Origin of the sequence: Streptomyces sp. NBC_00704 (assembly GCF_036226605.1) — a bacterium.
GTDB lineage: Bacteria > Actinomycetota > Actinomycetes > Streptomycetales > Streptomycetaceae > Streptomyces.
The window spans coordinates 7,484,161-7,504,026 of record NZ_CP109000.1; the positions used below are offsets into that span (position 1 = coordinate 7,484,161).

Below are 19,866 nucleotides of genomic sequence, written 5' to 3' on the forward strand. Positions count from 1 at the left end.
CCCCGCGCCGACGACAGGAGCACCGCGGTCATGACCGACACCTTCGCCGCCCGCGCCCAGTTGACGCGCGCACGCAGAGAAGCGGATGCCGCACAGGCCCTCGCCGACGAACAACTCGCCGTGGTGCGCCGCCTCCAGGACGCCGTGCGGGCCGGCCTCCCGGACCCCGTCCAACTCGGCCAACGCCCCGGTGTCGAACTGCTCGCCGAAGCCGAGGCGGCCCACGCGGAACTGCGGCGCACGGCCGACGGGCTGAACTCCCTGATCCCCGCGGCGGAAGACGACCTCCGACGCGCCCTGGGGGAGGAGGCCCCGCTGTTCGCCGCCGACAACAGCGCGCCGATCGCGTGCGTACCGGTGCGGGTGGAGACGATCTGGTGGGAGCCGAGCACGCTACGGGTGCGGATCTATCCGGACGACGTCCTGCTCTCCCCGTTCGACCCCGGGCTGACCCCGGCCGAGAAGGCCGCCGCCGACGCGTACTGGAGCGACCCCTCGCCGCAGGCCTGGCAGGAGACCCTCACCGCGCTGCGCCCGGCACGCGCCTCCTGGGCGGTGCGCGCCGCCCGCCCCGGCGCCCCGCCGGCCGCTCCGCGCCCCGACGACCCCCTGCAACGGCCGCGCCGGACGGTCCCGATGCCCCGGCGGTGGCGCTTCCTCGGCCTGCGGGACGGCGAGGTGGTGGTGGACAAGCTCGGCCGCCCGGTGCCCGACCCGCTGCCGATCGGTCTCCTGCGCGACGAGGAGGAGGGCTGGGAGACCGACTGGTTCGAGGCGGTCAAGGCGGGCATGGGCGTCGAGCTGATCCTCCCGCCGGGCGCCCCCGAGAGCCTGGACGAACTGCTCGTCACCGGGGTGCGCGACGACTCCCCGGCGGACGGCGCGGCCCGGCTGCGCGACCTGCTGCACGGCCACCGGTTCAGCGACGGACTCGGTCTGCTGCCGCCCGGCACCCCCACCAACAACACCCCGCGCGCCCGCTCCGGCTGGTCCTCGGCCCCCGCCTACCCGGGCCCCGAACCCGACCCGGCGCAGGGCGAGCGCCCCGCCGCCGACACGCTGGCGACCGCGCTCGCGCTGCCCGACCCCGGCTTCCTGCGCGGCTGTTCCGGCGCGGACGACGCCGACGCCGACGCCGTCGCCGCCCTCACCCTCCTCACCTGGCCGACGCTCGGCCAGGGCTTCGCCGAGGCCGCGATGAGCCTCGTGGACCTGGGCACCCGGCAGGACCGCGTCGTCGCGCCGGAACGGCCGTGGCGCGCGGTCCGCGACCACCTGGCCGAGCACGTCCGCAGCCGCGGGCCGCTGCCGACGCTCCGGGTCGGCCGCCAGCCGTACGGCGTGCTCCCCGTCACCGCGCTGGACGACTGGCGCGCGCAACGCGCCGACGACGTCGACGCCCTGCTCGCGCCGTGGCTCCAGCGGCTGCGACGACGCTGGCGCGCGGCGGTGGACGACGAGGAGGCCATCGACCCGATCCCGCGGGTGCGGCCCGGAGAGCCGGTCGACCAGGTCGCGGTGGAGGCGTTGCAACGGCTGCCCGTGGCGACGGGTCTGGCGATGCGCCGCATGTCCGGTCCCGCGTTCGCCGTGCCCGCGACGCCCCGCGACGAGCCCCCCGCCCGGCCGGGCCTGCCCGGCCTGCCGCCCGACAGCCTGCTGCGGTGGACGGCGTCCGGCGACGGCTGGACCTCCCTGGGCTGGGACCGGGACGAAAGGACCGGCGTCCCGGAGTTCGTCGCCAGGCTCACCCCGGACCCGGTCGGCTTCCCGGCCCGCGCCGCAGCCACCGCGGACTACCTCGGCGCGGTCCGCGCCTTCCTGGCGGGCGAACTGGACGCCGGGAGCTATGACCGCGCATGGCCGGTCGACCTCTCCTCGGGCCGCGAGACCCCGCCCCGCCGCAGCACGTTCTTCGACCTTCCGCAGGACACGGAGGAGACGGGGAAGGGGGAGACGGAGACTGAGGAGCCGGGGGAGACGACCGGGACGGACGAGGCCGCCGGGACGGACGAGGCGTCCGGCGGAGAGGGCACCGGCGGAGAGGGGACCGAGGGAGACGGGACCGGCGGCGGGGGAGAGGCGCCGCCGGAGGGCGAGCAGCCGCCGGACGTGACGCCCGAGGCCCCACCGGACGCGAGCGGAGTGCTCGACGCCCTGCTGTTCCTGCCCAACTGGTCGGCCTTCACGAGCGGCGGCGACGGCGGTGCCGGCGACGACGACCCCCTGCGCCGGGCGCTGGCCGCCACCGCCGACACGGACGCACTCGTGGCCGACACGCTGGAGGGACTGGGCGAGCGGGAACGCCCCCGGCGCATCGCGGACGCCGCCCGCGCCGCCGCCGCGCTGCCCCGCCTGGAGCAGGCGCTGCGGACCCTGGCGGCCGTCCCGGTGGCCCGGCTGCCCGAACTGCTCCTGGAGGTCGTGGACGTCCACGCGCACCGACTGGACGCGTGGATCACCTCACTGGCCTCACGGCGGCTGGCCGACCTGCGGGCGTCGGGCGTCGACGGCGTCCGGTTCGCCTGTTACGGCTGGGTGGAGAACCTGCTCCCGCCCGGCGAACGGGAAGAGGTCGACATCCGGCTGGACGACGTCGACACCACCGTCGAGGTCTCCGCCGCGGACGGCTACATCCACGCCCCCTCGCTCCAGCACGCGGCCACCGCGGCCGTCCTGCGGTCGGGCTTCCTCAGCGACCCCGACGAGCAGACCTACGCCGTCGCCCTCACCTCCCGCCGTGCCCGCGTCGCCCGCCGGCTGCTGGGCGGTGTGCGCCAGGGACAGAACCTGGGCTCCCTGCTGGGCTACCGGTTCGAACGGACCCTGCACGACGCCGAGGCGGACCACCTCGTCGAACGCTTCCGCCGCCAGTTCCCCCTTCCGGTCGTGCCCGACCCACCCGCCGAGGCGTCCGCGGCACAGCTGTGGGCGCGCAGCGCGGAGGCCGTCTCCGCGCGCAACGTCGTCGACGGTATGGCGCTCGTGCGGGCCGGGGCCGGCGCGCCCGACCTGCCCAGCGTCATCGACGGGGCGCCGGTGGTCCCGCCGGGCGACCGGGCCGTCGTCGCCCCGCTGCTCGACGACCTCGCCGACGCCCTGGACGCCGTGGGCGACGTGGTGCTGGCCGAGAGCGTGCACCAACTGGTGGGAGGCAACCCCGTCCGCGCGGGACTCACCGCCGACACGCTGGGCCGCGGCGAGGACGTCCCCGACACGTTCCGCGTCCTGCGCACCCCGCACCGCGCCCGCGCGCTCACCCACCGGTTGGCCGCGCTGCTGCCGGCCGAGCCGGGCACCCCCACCCAGTGGCCCGGCGACCCGCTCGCCGCGCTGCAACCCGCGCTGGAGTCGTGGGTCGCCCACCTGCTGGGCCCGGCGTCCGACTGGACACTGACCGGAACACTCGGCACGCCTTCCGACGACGGACACGACGGCGACGGACACGACGGCGACCGACAGGACGGCGACCGACAGGACGGCGACGGTCAGGCTGGCGGGAACCCGGGTGCCGGCGAGAGCAGCGTCGGAGAGGGCGGCGACGGGCCGGGCACCGAAAGCCGGGGCGACGGACAGGCCGCCGGCGGCTCGGGCCCGGTCGGCGACGGCAACGACGGGGCGCGGACGTTCGCCGTGACGGCCGACCGGCTGGGGGCGGGAGCGCTGCGCACCGTCCTGGAGGTGGCCGCCGCCGAACCGGCCGGGCTGCGCGGCGCCGTCCAGGCCGTCCTCGGCGTCCCGCCCGGCACGGCGGTGACCTTCGCCGGCCCGGGCTGGAACGCCCTGCACGGGCGGGCGGTCAGGATCCGGTCGCTGCTGTCCACCGCCCAGCCCCTGCTCCCGGCCCATCTGCCCGCCGAACCCGGCACGGCCGCGGCCGACACGACCGCGCTGCGGACGCGGCTCGCCGCCTTCGCCGCGAGCCCCGCGACGGCCGGGCACCCCGCCCTGCCGGGTCTGCGCGAGCTGGCCGCCGCGCAGGTCACGCCGGACTCGGCCGAATCCTGGCTCGCCAAGGCCCGCGCGGCGCTGACCGAGGTGCTCGGCGCGGACCTGCCGCTCCTGCCCGACGTCACCGCGCCGAGCGGGCCGCCGGCCGGCCGCACCGGCCTGCCGGGCGCCGACGTCGAGGACTGGCTGCGGCGCAACGCGGCCGTGCGACCGACCGTGCGCACCCTGCACGAGACGCTGCTGCTCGCCGGAGCCCGGGCAGACCGCACCGAACCGCTGCGCGCGGCGCAGCATCCGACCGCCGAGGCCGACGCCTGGATCGGCGGCGCCTTCCCGGCCGGACGGCGTCCACCCGCCACCGTCCACCTCGTATGGCACGCACCGGCTGGCCTCACACCCGGCGCGGCCGTCGTCGGCGTCGTCCTGGACGAATGGATCGAGCTGCTGCCCGGATCCGACCAGCCGCCCCCGCCGGACGGCCCGGCGGCCGCGGACGGCGGCGTCGCGCAGACCGAACTGACCGGCGTCGCCTTCCACTACGACCGGCCGGACGCCAAGGCCCCGCACAGCCTGCTCGTCGCGGTGCCGCCGGACCTCGAACGCGGCTGGACCTCCGACGGCCTGGTGCAGGTGCTGCGCGAGACGCTCGAACTGGCGAAGCTGCGCGCCGTCGACCTGTCCGACCTGCCGCAGCTGGACGACCTGCTGCCGGGCATCCGGATCTCGCAGCACGGCGCGACCGGCCGGGCCCTCGCCCGCATCGAGACCCGCAGGCCGAACACCGACCCGGACGGGCCCTTCCGGCTGGAGCCCCGCCACCGCACCTCCGACGTCGAGTCCGGGCTGGCCGCGCGGGTGCACGACCCGCTGTGGCTGCTCACCCGGCAGTGGCAGTTCGGGGAGTTCGCCGCGCAGGACGCCGGATCCCCGGCCGTCGCCCGGATGAGCGGCGGCAGCACGCCCGTCGACGCCTGGCGGCCGGACGGCGCCGCGGACTGGGTGCCCTACGACCCCGGCCTCGGCCCGCTGGACTGCCAGATCGAGGACGAGCCCGTCCGGGTGGACGAGCGGCTGCGCGCCGAGGGTGGCGCCGCGCTGGTGAGGATGCTCGACGACGCGGGACTGCTCGACGCCGCCCGCCCGGCACTCGCCCCCCACCGGCTCCCGGCGGACGCGGCCGACGAGGCGGACGCGAGCCTGATCGGACTGCTCGACGGCAGGATGCCCGACGCGGCGGCGGTCGCGGCGGCGCTGGACGCGGGCTCCTTCGACGGCACGGCGGATCCGCGGATCGGTGAGACGGCGGCACGGTGGCGGGCCTGGTGGGCGGAGCGGCTCGCCGGGCGCGGCCCGGACTGCTTCGACCCGCACCGCTTCGAGTACGCGGCCGAACTCTCCACCGGCGGAACGGTGTTGCGCGCCGAGGAGTACCAGGGCGACGGGCTCGACTGGTACTGCCTGGATGTCGAGCCCGACCCGGACACCCCGGCGGCGCAGCCGGGACCGCGGCAGGCCTTCACCGAGGAGGGCCTGCCCTCGACGGTCCGCTACGGCGGGCTGCCCGCGGACCGGTTCTGGGAGATGGAGGACGCACGGGTCGACCTCGGCGCGGCGGACGTGTCCACGCTGGACACCGGCCGGCTGCTGCTGATCTCGTTCGCCACGGTCTACGGAAACGACTGGTTCCTGACGCCGCTGGAGGTGCCGGCGGCCTCCCTCACCGTCCTGGACCGGCTCGTGGTCCGCGACGTCTTCGGCCGCCACCACCTGATCGGCCGGGCCGGCCGGGACGACCCGGCCTGGTCGATGTTCACCCTGCACAGCCCCGACCCGGATCATCCGGCGGCGTCCGGACTGCTGATGCTCCCCACCGAGAGCGGCCAGGCGGGGCGGCCGGCGGAGCGCGTGGCGCTGAGCCGCGACGAACTGGCCAACCTGGCCTGGGCCGTGCAGCACCACTACACCGACGGCCGGGGCGAACAGGTCGACCGCCGCGACCGCGAGCCGGCCGGCCCGTCCGCCGAACCGCTCGCGGCCGGTGCCCCGCCCGCCTACGCCCTCCAGACCGACGTCCCCGGCTACTGGTATCCGCTCGTGCCGGAGGCGGTGCGCACCGCGCGGATCCGCTTCCGGCTGGCCGATCTCGCCGGTCCCGGTCCCGGCCCCCGGCCGGGCCCCCAGGGCCGTCTGCTCACGCCCGGTCTGTGGGTGCACGAGGAGGAGGTGCCGCGCGAGGGGGTGCAGGTCACCCGGCGCCCGGTGCTGGCCCGCTGGGTCGACGGCTCCTGGCACAGCTGGGTGCGCCGGGAGAAGTCCCCCGGCACGGGCGAGAGTTCCAGCGGTCTCGCCTTCGACACGGTGCGTCCCACGGAGCCCTGGCCCTGAGCGGTCCGGACACCTCCGAGGGAGGGGGCCGGGGCGCAGCGGGGGCCGGGCCCGGAGCCGCCCGGCCGGATACGGTGAGGCGATGACCGAGCCCCTGGCCGCCGACCTGCCCGCCGATCCGCCCGCCGACCCGTCGGCCGACGCAGCCACCCGCCTGCCCGCCGACGTGGCCGCCGCGCTGGAGACGATGCTCGACCCCGCGCGTCCCGTACATGTCGCGCTGCGGCGCCAGCTTCCGCATCTGAGTGTCCTGTCGCGCTGTTCCTGCGGGTGCGGCACCGCGTTCTTCGCCGTGCGCACCGACGAGGTGGAGGCCGCGCCCACCGGTCCCGGCACCGTCGTGGCGGCGTCGGCGCAGTTCCTCACCGAGGCGGGCGAGTACCCGGGCGAGGTCCTCGTCTTCACGCAGGACGGCTACCTGTCATGGCTGGAGGTCTGCTCGTGGAGCGACGACACCGAGGTGTCGCTCTCCGTTCCCGGCGCCTCGCTGTCGCCCTGCTGACCCACGGGTTGCGCGGAACCCACTCCTGCCGGCCCACCGGCCCACCGGCCCCGCGGCTCGTGGACCTGCGCACGGGTGCGGTCCCCCGGCACCGGCCGGGGGACCGCCGTGACCATCCGGCGCGGATCATGTGACCGTGGATGATGTCCCGGTCCTGGAGGGCTGTCGGCGCCGCGACCTGCTGTGCCCCGACCTACTGTGCCCCGACCTGCCGTGCCGTGGGCGTGCCGCCCATCGTGCTGAGCGCCGACCGGTAGGCGGCCTTCTTGTTGCCGTTGCGGTCGAACAGCAGCGGGTTCTCCCCCGAGCGCCAGGAGTCGCTGTCCCGGATGCCCCAGACGGTGATGCCCTTGCAGCGCGCGACGTTCAGGCATGCGCGCACCGTGTTGGCGTACGCGTTCGCCGGCGCCTGCGCGATGTCCAGTTCGGTGATCTGCACGTCCACACCGAGCGCGGCGAAGTTCGACAGCGTCGTCTGGAAGCTGCCGGGAGGTCCGCCGGCGCCGAAGTGGGACTGGAAGCCGACGCAGTCGATGGGCACGCCGCGCGACTTGAAGTCGCGGACCATGCGGTAGACGCCCTGGGTCTTGGCGGAGTTCCAGTCCTCGATGCTGTAGTCGTTGTAGCAGAGCTTGGCCGCCGGGTCGGCCGAGCGGGCGGTGCGGAAGGCCTGCTCGATGAATCCGTCGCCCAGCAGGTTCTGGAACACCGAGGAGCGGTGCCGGCCGCTGCCGTCGTCGGCGAAGGCCTCGTTGACCACGTCCCAGGCGTAGACGCGGCCCTTGTAGTGGTTGGCCACGGTGGTGATGTGGTTGTTCATGACGCCGCGCAGGGTGTTGGCGTCCCGGATGGAGCCGACCCAGCCGGGCAGTTGGGAGTGCCACACGAGCGTGTGGCCGCGCACGCGCTGGCCGTGGGCCGCAGCGTGGTTGACGATCTGGTCGCCGGGCCCGAAGTTGAACGAGCCGCGGGAGCGTTCGGTCGTGTCCCACTTCATCTCGTTCTCGGGGGTGATCGAGTTGAACTCGCGGTCCAGGATCCCGACGTACGTGCCGTCGCCGAGCCTGCCGGCGGCCACCGCGGCCCCGAAGTAGCGTCCGGACTGGGCGGCCTGCGCGCCGAGTGTGGAGGCCCGGACGGCGTCGTGTCCGTCGGACGCGGCGTTCGCGGCCCCCGGTGCGGCCAGGGCGGCCACGGCCAGCAGGGGTAACACCGAGGCTCGGCGTGCGCCGAGCCGTTTGAGCGGGTTCATGTCTCTCCTCGTGCGGTCGGGTGCGGGTGGATGGTGCGGTGGATGGTGCGGGTGGAGGTTCGGGGGGACTTCGGGCGGACGTCCGGCAGAAGGTTCGGCCGGACGGGGCAGGGGGACGGGGCCGGTTCAGGGCACGGACACCTCGAAGCGGGTGGCGCGGACCGCTCCGCCGAGCGCTCGGGTGGCGTGGTTGAAGAGGGCGAAGCGGTAGCCCATGAAGAACCGCCAGTCGTTGCCGAGGGAGAAGGCGGGGCCGAGGCGGACGAAGGCGGCGCCGTCGGTGCTGTAGGAGAAGACCGCGGACCGGGCCGCGCCGGGGCGGATGTCGGCGGCGGCGCGCAGTCGGACGCGGTTGCCGGCCAGGGGCGCGGAGGCCACCTCCCTCCCGGTGCCGGTGGTGTTCCAGCTGCCGTCCATGGTCAGCCCGTTGACCATCACGAGCCGGTTCACGCCGCCGTCGCGCCGGACGCCGATCCAGGCGGAGGAGTCGCGCAGCAGCGCGAGTCCGGTCCGGTCGCCGTCCCGCATGCCGGAGAGGTCGAGGTCGGCCGTGGCGGTGGAGGAGGGGCCCTGGATGCGGTGGGTGAGCGTGTTGCGGGCCCAGTAGAGGTCGTCGGTGACGGTCGCGGTGCGCAGGGTCAGTCCGTCGTTCACCGACCACCGGGTGTCGTCCGGGTTGTGGTTCCATTCCCACCTCGGCTTGAGCGTCGTCCCGTCGAAGGTGTCGACGCCCGTCATGGGGGTGACCTGGCGGGGCGGCGCGGGCAGTGAGGGAAGGGGGTACGAGGCGCCCCACGCGCCGTTCACCAGCTGGACGACGGGCCAGCCGTCCGAGGTCCAGGTGACGGGTGCGAGGACCGGCATCCGGCCGCCCGGGTAGGCGTCCACGAAGGCCATGTAGTACCAGGCGCCGTTCTGCGTCTGCACCAGCCCGCCCTGGTGCGGCACGCCGCCGCCGGGGACCGGGCCGCGCAGGTCGAGAAGGACCTGGCGCAGGGTGTACGGACCGAACGGGCCGCCCGACGACTTGAGAACGTACTGGCCGTTCGCCGGGCGGGTCAGGAAGATGTAGTACTGCCCGTTGATCTTGTAGAAACGGGAGCCCTCGAGGGTGCCGATGCCGGAGGGCGTCGTGAACACCTGCTGGGAGCGCACCTGTTGACGTCCGTCGGGGGACAACTGGGCCACGCTGATGGTGGTGTTTCCGTACGCCACGTACAGGGTGTCGTCGGTGTCCACGAGGAGGCCGGCGTCGTAGTACGGCGTGCCGATCGTCGTCAGCCGGCTCCAGGGCCCCTCGGCGGCGGGGGACGTGTAGACGTAGGTCCGGGCGAAGTCGATCTGGCCGAGCCAGTAGAAGGTCCTGTTGCCCGGCCGGTAGGCCAGCGACGACGCCCAGACGCCCCGGACGTAGCCGCGAGCGCCGTTGAGGTCGTACTTGGCGCCGAAGTCGAGCCGGGGCACCGAGTGTCCGGCGATCTCCCAGTTCACCAGGTCGTAGGAGCGCAGCACGGGGGCCCCGGGCGAGTAGTGCATCGTCGAGGCGGACGCGTAGTAGACGGCGCCGACCCGGATCACGTCGATGTCCGCGAAGTCCTGCCAGATCACGGGATTGGTGAAGGACGCCGAGGCGGCGGCGCGGGCCGCCTCGTGGGGGAGCAGGGCGCCCGCGGCGAGGCCGGTGGCGGCGGCCAGCACCCGGCGACGTCCCACGGGTTGATCAGGACATGACATGGTCATGGATCGATCTCTCTGTGAGGAGGGTGCGGTGCCGGGTGTCGGGGGCGATCCTTGAAGGTTCGATAGTGCGAACATCAATCGAATTGCCGAGCAATCAGGATCATAGGAGGCCGACAGCTCCCGTCAATATGCTCCGCATGATTCGCCATTCACATCGAAATCTTTCGGGATTCACACCGCTTCGACGGCGATGGCGCGAGGGCCACGATCCGAAAGCCCAGCGAAATCCCGAAACGCCCTGCACCTGTCGAAACCGCGGTGTTGACGGATCCGCGCTCCGGACATCCCCTGTCTGCCGCGCCCGGGAAAGGGAGCCGCGTGACCGTCCACGCCATCGCCGGGCGTCCTGTCACGCCTCCCGACGGATCCGGTCCGCTGCGGTCAGCTGCCGTACGGGCGGGAAGGCAGGCGGGCCGGGTCGCCGCCCGCCCGCTCGACCAGGGCGTGCACCGCCGCCAGTTCCGCGTCGTCGAGGCGCTGCACGTACACGATGCCGTCGAGGTGGTCCACCTCGTGCTGGAGGACGCGGGCGAGGACCTCGTCGGCCCGGACGGCGAGCACCCTGCCGTCGAGCAGGGTGGCGACCACGGTGACGACCCTGGGGCGCACGACGTCGGCTGCCGCCCCCTCGACGCGCAGCGACAGACAGCCCTCGCCGTACGTCCACGTCCCGTGCGACCCGACGATCCTCGGGTTGACCAGCATCTGGGGAACGACCCGGCCCAGGTTGTGCGCGAGTACCCGGACGGGAGCGCCCGCCTGGTTGGCGGCCAGCCCGACGCCACCGGCCCGCCGCATCACCGCCACCATGTGCAGGGCGAACCGCACGAGACCGGGGCTGATCACGGTCACCGGCTCGGCCGGCCGGTGCAGGACCGGCGTGCCGACCGGGACGACGCCCTGCCGGGAGAGCCGGCTCGCCCGCTCGGCGGGCCAGACGACCCGTTCCAGCAGCGAGTCCAGCGCACGCGCCGCGGCCGGTTCCCCGGCCGCCGGCGGCACCCCACGCCAGCCGGCGACCGCCTCGTCCAGCCGGCGCCTCGCGGCGTTCGGCAGCGGGAACCGACGGCCGCAGGAACAGGCCGCGTAACTCTCCGGCGCCGCGCCCGGGCCCGCGCCGACGACGACCTCGTTGAGGGGCGCGCAGCCCTGACCGTCGCGACGGCGGGGACACGCGGGCCCCGCGGTCACCCGCACGGGAGACGGCGCGCCACCGCCGCGACGCCCCGCCGTCGGGCCGTCATGTCGCCCCCTCTTCACGGCTGTTGCTGTCATCCTCGTCCTCGCTGTCGCCGCTGTCGCTGTCGCGGCTCGTGCTTTCCCCGTCCCCGTCCCCGTCGCCGTCGTCGTCGCCGCCGAGTGCCTCGCGCAGACGGCGGACCAGGTCGTCCGGCCAACCGAACCGGAGTGCCTGCTCATTGAGGGTCGCCAGGCCGTCCGCCCGCTGGCCCGGAGCGGCCAGACGCCCGCTCTCCTGCATCAGCCGCACGCTGAGGTCCGGATGTTCCGTCAGTGCCGCGCCCAACGCACCGTAGAAGTAGGCCACTTCGGACCGGGGGGAGAGCGCGAGCCGCGCCAGCGCGGTGTCCAGAAGGCCGCTGCCGTCGCCCTCGCTGAGGAAGTCGCGCATCAGGTCGTACATCCGCGCGGGCTCGGTCATCCGGCGCAGGGTCGTCTTCCCGCCGTCCCGCAACGCCATCTGCACCAGGTACAGATGCCCTCGGTAGGGGTTGAGAGCCGGCGTCATCCGGCAGGCGAGGACGAGCAGGTCCCGGGCGTCCTCGCTGATGATGGTGCGCGCGTTGCGTTCGAAGAAGCCGGTTCCGGCGGCCTCTCCCCGGGTCCTCGTGACGTTGACCCACTCGTTGAGCGTGTCGGCGACGAACGACAGCCGGCGCAACGGCGGAACGTCCCGGGCCTCGAAGTGCGGGACCCGGCCGGGGTCCTGTCGGATCTCCTCCTGCAGGGCCTTCATCTGACTGAGGACCAGCTCGGGGTAGCCCGCGGAGCGGGTGGCCAGGAAGTCGACCCCCTGCTCCGCGCTCTCCAGCTGTCCGAACTCGTTCAGCTGGTCCGGGGTGAGGAACACGCTGATCCTGCGCCCGACCCGCTCCTCCAACTGGCCCATGATCCAGCCGACGAGGGAGTCGCGCTCCGCCTCGGACGACCAGGTCAGACCGGCCCCCTCCAGATACTCCGGGCCGATCTTCGTTGTGGGGCGCGGCTCGGGAGCGGAGTGCCCCGCCGCCCGGTGACCGGTCGGCAGCAGGCGCTCGACCAGCTCCCGGTCCGCCCGCGAACTGCCCAGCAGCCGGAACAACGTGCCGTAGACGGCCGGCTCCTCGTCCAGGAGTCCCTCCAGCCGGTCGGCCAGCTCCACGACGCCCTTGTCGCCGAGCAGCAGGGTCATCCGGGAGTCGGTGAACCGCGAGACGCGGCCCGACAGGGTCAGGGCCAGCCGTGCCGCCTCGTCGGGCGCCGTGTCGCCCAGCGCGATCACGGCCAGCGCCCTGTCCTCCTCGGACAGCCCGTCGTCGCGCGCGATGCGGACGAGCGCCGCACGGCCCTCCGGTCCGGCGGTAGTGAGGTCGGCGATGAACTGGTTCTGCACCTGTTCGGGGTCCTTCGAGGCGGCGCTGCGGGCCAGCAGCGCACACGCCGCGTCCCCGGCGCCGGGGATCCTGCGCGCCAGCATGGCGGTGATCAGCTCGCCCTGGAACGGGTGCCCGGGAACGGCTTCGGCGGCGAGCGCCCTCAGCACGTCGTGCGACGTCGACGGATAGCCGCGGTGCAGGAGGCTCGTCGCGACCCGGCTGCGCACCCACGAGGGCGCCCCGGTGTCGGCGACCAGTTCGGCGGCCAGCTCCAGACACTCGCCCACCTCGACCAGCGCGATGATGGGCCGCATCTTCAGTTCGAGCGACAGCGGGGAACGGACCTGCCGCAGCAGCTCCCGCACACCGGCTCCGCCCACCTCGGCGATGGACCCGGCCAGCCGCCGCCGCTGGTCCCAGTACACGTCGCTCCGTTCCAGCATGGCCACGGCGCGCGGGACGACGGTCGTCTGACCGCGGCGGATGAGCGCCTCCACCAGCGTGACGCGCTGCGTCGCCGACAGATTGGGGTCGTCGAACAGATCCAGCCCCAGGGGAAGGACGTCGTCCTCGCCCACGGAGAGCAGCTCGGCGATCAGCGCGGCCCGCACGCCCCAGGACGTCAGCGGCGTCCCGGCCAGCTCCTTCGCCAGCCGGATCCGCTCCTCCCCGCCCGCGTGCACCACCGCCGAACCGACGGCGGCCCGGATGGTGCCGTGCACGCGCTGGTCGCGCAGGATCTGCAGCGCCAGCGCGCCGCCCACCCTGCTCTCGACGGGCACCGCGCCGACCAGCAGCTTCAGCTCCCCGACCCGGCGGGCGCCCTTGACGGCGGCGAGCAGGGCGGCCAGTCCGGCCGGGTCCTCGACGACGACCGCGGCCCTCGCGCACCAGGCCCGGTACGCGGCCGGAATGCCCTGGTCCGTGAGCGACGCCCGCACGATCTCCAGGCCGACGTCGTCACCGGTCTCGGCGAGGGCGGCGGCGGTCTTCATCCGGGCGGCCACTCCCGGATCGTCCGCGAGCAGGGCGTGCGCGGCCGCCACGGCCTCCGGCAGCCGCGCGCGCACGAGGTCGCCGAGGTGGATCAGGGCACGGTCCCGGTCGAACGCCCGCCAGCGCCGCGCGGCGGCGAGCACCCTGGACACCACGCGTTCGCGCAGCTCAGGACGTACCCGCGGGCCGGCGGCCGCGACGCACCGGCTCGCCAGGAACGTCTGCTCGAACCACGCGTCCGACGGCGAGTCGACGAGCAGGGCGACGAGCGTGTCCGGCTCCGCCATCAGGTCGGCGGTCAGCGGCCACACCTCCTGCCAGGACGCGTCGAACCAGCGATGCGCCTCCACTGCCTCCCGCAGCCCGTCCTCGCCCAGCGCCGCCACATGGGCCGCCGCGCAGAACTCGCCGAGCACCGGGTGGACGAACCGCAGCGCCGGCTCACCGCTGTCCGAGACGTCGTGGGCGAGCAGGCCGTCGAACATGTACTCCCAGATCAGCGGGTCCCGGCCGGGCGGCCTGATCCGGTCGGCCGCGGTGGGGCGCAGGCTGCGCCACGCCCACCAGCGGGCCTGTGCCTCGGACTCGGCGAGCGCGTACCGCGGGTGCTCGCGCAGGGCGGCGGCGAGTTCCGCGCGGGGGAAGCGGTCGACCCTCGAACGCCAGGGCCGGCCCAGCCGTCCGACCGCGTCGGCGAGGATGTCCAGCCGGAGTTTCGGTTCGGGCGGTTCGTCCGGGTCCACCGCCTGCCGGCCCGGGGCGCGCCACCGTCCGGAGAGCGCGCCCAGGATGACCGATCGGTAGATCTGCGCCCGGGTCGTCGGCAGCACCCGCACCTGGTCGCCCTCGGCGGCCAGGCTGCACAGGAACGCCGCCAGCAGGGGAACCCTGGCCAGATCCCGCAGCTCGGGACGGTCGAGCAGCTCGGCCTCCAGCTCCTCGCCGCGCGCCGGGTCGTCGGAGAACCAGCCGCGGGCGAACGCGAACACCTGCCCGGCGGAGAACCCGATGACCTCCGCGTGCAGGCATCCTCCGAGGCCGGAGGTGTGGGTGCGCAGCTGGCCGTAGGGCCGGGACGTGACCAGCAGCCGGTTCCCGTGCTCGACGAGGACGGGCAGCGCCTGCCGCACCTTCTCCCAGTCGGCGGTGCCGACCTCGTCCAGCGCGTCCAGGCACGCCACCAGCCGCCCGTCCGCGTGGGCGATGCGCACCACCGCGTCCGGGGCCGTGCCGTCGAGCGGGTCCGCCTCCTGCCGGACTGCCGCGACCAGCGCGTCCAGGACGCCGTCGCGGGTGACCCGGGCGGGCAGCAGCCTGCCCAGCGCCGCACAGTCCACCAGGACCGGCACCGGGACAGACGTCCAGGCGCCCGCGTCGTCGGCGAGCCGCTTCAGCGCGTCGCCGGCGATCGTCTCGGCATGAGTGTTCAGCAACCACGACTTGCCGTGTCCGGGCATGCCCCGCAGGACGACCGCCCGCCAGCTCGCCCTCAGCGGCGACCAGCGGATGACCCCGTCGAATCCCACGTCGCGCGGCCCCATCTCGTCGAGGGAGCCGTCGTGGCGCCCCGCCGCAGCGTCGCGCGCGTCGAGCGGCAGCACCCGCACGGAGGGGATCTGGTGGATGTCGGGCCTGCTCCCGCCCGGGGGAAGGATGGCGGGACGCCGGCCGACCGCTTCCCGCACCAGCCGCAGGAACGCCTCCGTCGCCCTCGCGGGATCGGTCGTGCGCGAGTCGTCGAGACGGGCGAACTCCCACCGCCGGTCGGTGTAGTGGAAGCGCTCGTTCGCCGCCCACAGGGCCGGGTGCCGCTCGCGCAGGACCGTGACGCCCACCGCCACCCCGCCGAGGGCGACGGGACCGGTGCGCTGCCCCTTGATCACCGCGACGACCCGGCCTTCGTCCACGTCGAGGAGGGCGCCGCCGCCGAACCCCTCGTCGACGACGGAGTCCTTGCACTTGAACACCGTGACCCGGCCGATCGGGCGGTCCGACTCCAGCTCCAGCCGCACGCTGTCGCGCGCGCAGCCGCCGCTCAGGCCCCGGGTGTAGCCCTCTCCGAGGACCCTCGCTCCGGGTCTGCCCTCGCCGAGCAGCACACAGGGATGCCCGTGCGCCGCGTCCGCGTCCACCCGCAGCAGGGCGAGGTCGGGAAGGTCCCACAGCCCGTCGTCGAGCGGCTCGCGCGGGTCCTGCCACTCGACGCCGAGCACGGCGACCGGGGAGTCGTTCCAGCGGACCGTGACGCCCTCGCCCGCCGCGCCGACCACATGGGCCGCCGTCACCACCAGCCCGGGGGCCGCGAAGAACCCCGATCCTGCCGGGTCGCCCCGCTCGTCGCAGATCAGGACCGTGCACGCGCGCAGGAGCTTTTCGAGGTGAGCGGTCATGACGCCGGCCCCGGCCGCTCGCGCGCCGTGCTTGTCGCCCGTCCGCGGCCCGCGGACTTCCGGCTCACCGCTCCGGCTCCCCGCTGCGCCCTGCGGCGGGCCTGCCGAACGCGGCGTCCCGGAAGACCGGAGGGCTTCCGTCCTGGGCGCGGGCGGTGTCGTGGTGCGAGCCGGGACGGCCGGGATCCCGCACGGCGCCGCCGCCGGACGAGCCGGCGCGCGGCCGGTGCCTGCGCAGGACCGCCACCGCCACCCGGGCGGCCTGCTCGGCGGCCCGCTGCTGGGAGCCCGAGGCGTCCGCCCTGTGCTTGTCCGCGTCGGCGTGATCGCTGACGCCGCGGATCACGAGGGCGTCCAACTGGCCGTTCAGATGGGCCGCGTGGGCCGCGCCGGAGCCCTCCATCTCGATGGCGCAGGCGCCGTTGTAGTGCTCGCGGATGTGTGCGGCGTACTCCGACCTGTCGTCGGCCAGGACCACGTCTCCGCAGGCGATCGGCTTGAAGTGCACCGGCACGTCCCGCATCTGCCGCAACGCGGACCGCGCCGCCTGCACCAGCCGGTGCGAGCCGTGCCAGGTCTGCGGCCGGGCGAGGAATCCCTGAGGGGTCCGCTTGCCGCCCTGGACCGCGTACACCTTCGTGCCCACCACGACGTCGCCGATGCCGATGTCGTCCCTGAGCCCTCCCGCGACTCCCACGAAGAGCACCGCCTCCGGGCGGAGCCAACCGACCAGCTGTGTGGTGAGCGCGGCGGCCGTCACGGCCCCCTCGCCGAGCTCCGCGATCGCCAGGTTCCAGGACGAGTCGTCGAGCGGGCCGCACTCGACCCGGGTGCCGTCCTCGTGGACGCGTTCCTCGGGGTGTGCGAGGTGGGTGCGCACGGCGTCGTACTCCACCGGGAGGGCTGTGAGGACGAGTGCGGTGGCGCGGGTCTCGGACACCCGGCCACGGTACTGCCAACTCGTCGCCGTACATACGGGATTGAGCACGTTTAATGAGGAAATCGTCGGCCCCCGAGGCAGGTGTGCGCTCGGACCGGGCCCCGGCTCGCGCCGACGGCGGCGGACGAACGGCGGGGGCGCGGAATTGTTCGGGGGCCGTGCCCGTTGTACGCGCTGTAGCGACAGTGGCCGACAGGCCGAGGGTGTGCGCGGGAGCACGGGGCGGCCCGGGCCACCGGCACGAGGTGGCCGCGGCCACCGGAGGGAAGGAGCCGACATGGCAGCGCAGACGCAGAGGGCCGTGCTCGCGGGGGGATGCTTCTGGGGGATGCAGGACCTGATCCGCAAGCTCCCGGGCGTCACGGAGACCCGGGTCGGATACACCGGGGGCGACGTGCCGAACGCGACGTACCGTAACCACGGCACGCACGCGGAGGCCATCGAGATCCACTTCGACGCCGGCCTCACCGACTACCGCGCGATCCTGGAGTTCTTCTTCCAGATCCACGACCCGAGCACCCGCAACCGCCAGGGCAACGACATCGGCCTCAGCTACCGCTCCGCGATCTACTACGTGGACGACGAGCAGAAGCGGATCGCCGAGGACACCATCGCGGACGTGGACGCCTCCGGACTGTGGCCGGGCAAGGTCGTCACCGAGGTCGAGCCGGTCGGGCCCTTCTGGGAGGCCGAGCCCGAGCACCAGGACTACCTGGAGCGCTACCCCGACGGATACACCTGCCACTTCCCTCGCCCGGGATGGCGGCTGCCCACCCGCGCGCAGAGCTGATCCGCCGGAGCCGAGCCGCCCGCTCCGCCGCCGGGCGGGACGGTTCACCGCGAGCCCGTGCCCACTGACGACACCCGGTGACCGCAGGGTGGTGGGCTCCCGGCTCCCGGCCTGGTTCCCGGCCCGCGGGCGCCCTCGGGCGCCATGGGCGGCCGTCCGGCAGGACCGGAGCCGGAGCCCGGCCGTGCGCGGACGGATCCCGGCGCGGACTCAGGGACTCAGCACTCGCCGACGCCCGGCAGCCAGGCGGCCGGGTCGTCGATGAAGATGTTGGACACGTAGCCGCCGAGCGCCGGGACGAACGCCCAGGCGTCGTTGACATGCCCCGCGGTGCTGACGGTGTCGCCCCTGGTCTGGCAGGACACCGTCACCTGCGTCGGTCCCGGCAGCACGGCCACGACGGGAGCGTCGAGACGCGGCGCCGCCCGCACGTTGACGCCGGTGCCCCAGGTGACGAAGGCGCCCGGCACCAGGTCGGGCACGACCGGCACGTCGGGCACGTCGGGCGCGTCGACCAGGATGGGCAGGCTCCAGGCCTGGGCCTCGTCGCAGCGCGGGTCGGCCACCACGGACAGGTGGAAGTGCGCCTCGTGGGGGTTGGGACCCGTGTACGGCCCCCACTGCCAGGTGCCGCTGGTGGCGATCCGCCGGTTGGCGATGACGTACTTGATCCGAGGATCGCGGCTGCCGAGCAACTGGTCGGCGACCGTCTGGATGTCGAGCCCGTGCGACGGATCGTGGGTGAAGTCCCGCGCGGTGACGATCCCCGGCCCGTACCAGGGGTTGTGGTCGCTGTCGCGCGTCTGGTGGGCCGCGTCGCCGATGGCGCCGTCGGCCGCGCGGCTGCGCTCCGGGAAACGCGCGTCGATCTGGTGCCGCAGCGTCTCCAGACTGTTCGCGACTCGCCAGGTCATCGCTGCCTCCTAGTCGATCCGGACCGGGGGGCCCGGGAATCCGTGGGACGGGCTGAGACGGAGGGGAACCGTCCTTCCTCGGGGCTGTCCTCTCGGAGGGACAGCGGCGACCGATGCCGGCGCCCGCCTCCACCGACGTTAGGGATGCGCCGTCAGCGCCGCGTCACCGTGCCGTCATCGGCCGTCAGCGTCGCGTCGTCGGCCGTCAGCGGCCATCCGTCCGGCGCGCCCGGCGCGCCGGGCGGTGGCGTTCGCGTATGGGCGGGGAGCCGCCCAGGGGCGGGGGAGTGGGGAGTTGCACGGCGGGTGTGCCCGTCGGAGACTGGTGCGGGCAGGGTCTCTCGGAGGCTGCGGATCCTGCGAAGCCGAGCGCGTCGGGCCGCGCCACGCCGGACGGCGCCCCGCGCTCCCCCCACTCTCGCCGCCACGCGGAAGACGCCACCATGCACCAGAGCATTCGCGACTACTGGATCAGCTTCAACGACCCGCTCGAGGGGCGCGTCCACTTCATGTACCAGGACACCAAGGGGTACGTGAGCACCGGCATCGGCAACAAGATCGACGAGACGCGAAGGGACAACTCCGCCCCCACCGCGGAGGAACGGGCCGCCTCGCTCGCCTCCGCGGGCCGGCTGCGCTGGCTGGTCAACGGCACGGACACCGAGGCCGGCCCCGACGAGATCGCCGCCGAATGGGACACCGTGAAGTCGCATCTGGAGCTGGCGGCCTCCGGACACCTCGCCTTCCAACCGCCCCTGACGAGCCTTCATGTCGAGGACGAGGAGATCGACCGGCACGTCTTCGAGAAACTGGACGAGATGGAGGCCGTGCTGACGTCGCGCCCGGAGTTCGCCGACTTCGGCTCGTGGCCGGCCAACGCGCAGCTCGCCACCCTGAGCATGTGCTGGGCACTCGGCCCGGCATTCCACTTCCCCAAGTTCCAGGGGCACGTTGCCGAGCGCAACTGGGTCGGCGCCGCCGACGAAAGCCACTTCACCCCGGACGTCGGCACGATCGTCATCCGCAACAAGCTCGACCGCGCGCACTTCCTGCTGGCCGACACGGTGGAGACCCAGGGGCTGCCCGTCGAGCAGCTCGCCCTGAGCCTCTCCGACGTCTTCGGCGTCCAGGGCGCGCTTCTCGCGCTGGGGTTCAGGCCCCTGAGCCAGGACGGCTTCGACGGTCCCCGCACCCAGGGCAAGGTGAGGGAGTTCCAGTCGGCGAACGGCCTCGCCGAGACGGGCGCCTTCGACGACCCGGACACGGTCGGCAGCCTGGCCGGCCGGCTCGCGGGCCTCGGATTCATCGTCGTCTGATCCCGGCGACGCGACGACGATGTCGCCGGCCTCGCGTCGTGCGGCGGACCCGCGGACCCGCGGACCGGCTGACCGGAGTCGCCGTCGAGCGCCTTC

The 19,866-nt window shown here is 74.4% G+C and carries 9 protein-coding genes and 1 pseudogene; 4 read left to right on the forward strand and 6 right to left on the reverse strand.

All coding sequences use genetic code 11. The annotated features are described in order from the left end of the window. Positions 1-30: 30 nt before the first annotated feature. Together OG802_RS32405 and OG802_RS32410 are read left to right on the forward strand one after the other, a co-directional pair. Positions 31-6,336 carry a hypothetical protein gene (locus tag OG802_RS32405; RefSeq protein ID WP_329416330.1) on the forward strand — a complete coding sequence of 2,102 codons (6,306 nt, stop codon included), beginning with the start codon at positions 31-33 and terminating at the stop codon, positions 6,334-6,336. A gap of 82 nt (positions 6,337-6,418) precedes the next feature. Continuing rightward, a complete protein-coding gene (locus OG802_RS32410) occupies positions 6,419-6,838 on the forward strand; it encodes a hypothetical protein (RefSeq protein ID WP_329416332.1) in 420 nt (139 codons plus the stop codon). Positions 6,839-7,052: 214 nt separating this feature from the next. Here OG802_RS32410 and OG802_RS32415 read toward each other — a convergent pair. The 5 genes and pseudogenes from OG802_RS32415 to OG802_RS32435 all read right to left on the reverse strand — a co-directional run. Continuing rightward, a pseudogene (locus OG802_RS32415) lies at positions 7,053-8,090 on the reverse strand (endo-1,4-beta-xylanase); the annotation flags it as partial. 126 nt (positions 8,091-8,216) lie between these two features. Then, positions 8,217-9,824, reverse strand: coding sequence for a glycoside hydrolase family 43 protein (locus tag OG802_RS32420; RefSeq protein WP_329417583.1), 1,608 nt, complete (start codon positions 9,822-9,824; stop codon positions 8,217-8,219). A 387-nt stretch (positions 9,825-10,211) separates the two neighbouring features. Beyond that, on the reverse strand, positions 10,212-11,021 hold the full coding sequence (locus OG802_RS32425) for a peptide deformylase (protein ID WP_329416335.1): 810 nt from the start codon (positions 11,019-11,021) through the stop codon (positions 10,212-10,214). A gap of 49 nt (positions 11,022-11,070) precedes the next feature. Further along, the gene (locus OG802_RS32430; RefSeq protein ID WP_329416337.1) at positions 11,071-15,810 is read right to left on the reverse strand and encodes a trypsin-like peptidase domain-containing protein; all 4,740 of its coding nucleotides are present in this window, start codon (positions 15,808-15,810) and stop codon (positions 11,071-11,073) included. A 64-nt stretch (positions 15,811-15,874) separates the two neighbouring features. Next, entirely contained in the window at positions 15,875-16,750 is an 876-nt protein-coding gene (locus OG802_RS32435; RefSeq protein ID WP_329416339.1) for a 5'-methylthioadenosine/S-adenosylhomocysteine nucleosidase, read from the reverse strand. Positions 16,751-17,027: 277 nt separating this feature from the next. On the opposite strand from OG802_RS32435, the gene msrA reads away from it, so the two are divergent. Then, entirely contained in the window at positions 17,028-17,540 is a 513-nt protein-coding gene (msrA, locus tag OG802_RS32440; protein ID WP_329416342.1) for a peptide-methionine (S)-S-oxide reductase MsrA, read from the forward strand. A 218-nt stretch (positions 17,541-17,758) separates the two neighbouring features. Here the strand turns inward: msrA and OG802_RS32445 are convergent, their stop codons facing one another. After that, positions 17,759-18,454 (reverse strand): SH3 domain-containing protein, encoded by a 696-nt coding sequence (locus OG802_RS32445; RefSeq protein ID WP_329416345.1) that lies wholly within the window; start codon positions 18,452-18,454, stop codon positions 17,759-17,761. A 443-nt stretch (positions 18,455-18,897) separates the two neighbouring features. Between OG802_RS32445 and OG802_RS32450 the strand changes: the two genes are divergently transcribed. Continuing rightward, on the forward strand, positions 18,898-19,770 hold the full coding sequence (locus tag OG802_RS32450) for a peptidoglycan-binding domain-containing protein (RefSeq protein WP_329416348.1): 873 nt from the start codon (positions 18,898-18,900) through the stop codon (positions 19,768-19,770). The last annotated feature ends 96 nt before the right edge of the window (positions 19,771-19,866 follow it).

What these genes read in the sequence shown, in the direction of transcription:
- OG802_RS32405 (WP_329416330.1), top strand. Translation starts at nt 31, where the DNA reads ATGACCGACACCTTCGCCGCCCGCGCCCAGTTGACGCGCGCACGCAGA.
- OG802_RS32410 (WP_329416332.1), top strand. Translation starts at nt 6,419, where the DNA reads ATGACCGAGCCCCTGGCCGCCGACCTGCCCGCCGATCCGCCCGCCGAC.
- OG802_RS32420 (WP_329417583.1), bottom strand. Translation starts at nt 9,824, where the DNA reads ATGTCATGTCCTGATCAACCCGTGGGACGTCGCCGGGTGCTGGCCGCC.
- OG802_RS32430 (WP_329416337.1), bottom strand. Translation starts at nt 15,810, where the DNA reads ATGACCGCTCACCTCGAAAAGCTCCTGCGCGCGTGCACGGTCCTGATC.
- msrA (WP_329416342.1), top strand. Translation starts at nt 17,028, where the DNA reads ATGGCAGCGCAGACGCAGAGGGCCGTGCTCGCGGGGGGATGCTTCTGG.
- OG802_RS32445 (WP_329416345.1), bottom strand. Translation starts at nt 18,454, where the DNA reads ATGACCTGGCGAGTCGCGAACAGTCTGGAGACGCTGCGGCACCAGATC.
- OG802_RS32450 (WP_329416348.1), top strand. Translation starts at nt 18,898, where the DNA reads ATGCACCAGAGCATTCGCGACTACTGGATCAGCTTCAACGACCCGCTC.